This is a genomic window from Streptomyces sp. SID12501 (genome assembly GCF_010550245.1).
Classification (GTDB): domain Bacteria; phylum Actinomycetota; class Actinomycetes; order Streptomycetales; family Streptomycetaceae; genus Streptomyces.
The window spans coordinates 1-407 of the sequence record NZ_JAAGLU010000896.1 but is presented as its reverse complement, the minus strand read 5'-3'; the positions used below and the strand labels follow the sequence as shown (position 1 = coordinate 407).

Here is a 407-nt window from a genome sequence, read left to right as displayed (position 1 = left end):
GTGACCGTCGTGGGCGGCAGCCAGAGCGCGGTCGAGCTGACGCTCGACGTCGCGCGCCGCTACCCGCACGCGCAGGTCACCACGCTCGTCCGGTCGCTGACCCTGCGCCAGAAGGACACGAGCCCCTTCAGCGAGGAGGGGTACTTCCCGGAGTTCACGGAGTACTACTACCGCGCGCCGCGCGCCCGCAAGCGTGAGATCGACGCGTTCATGCGCCTGACGAACTACTCGTCGGCCGACGGCGACGTGCTGCGCGAGCTGTACCGGCTCGTCCACGAGCAGCGCCTGGACGGCGAGCAGCGGGTGTTCGTGCGCGGCAGCCGCCAGGTGCGTGCGGTCGAGGCGCACGACGACGGCGTCGTGCTGCGCGTCGAGGAGCTCAACACGGGTGAGGTCGAGGAGCTGCG

The 407-nt window shown here is 71.0% G+C and carries 1 protein-coding gene; it reads left to right on the top strand.

The features are described 5' to 3' along the window. Nucleotides 1–407: SidA/IucD/PvdA family monooxygenase (locus G3I71_RS49025; RefSeq protein ID WP_164325463.1), on the top strand; the 407-nt coding region annotated here is incomplete at both ends.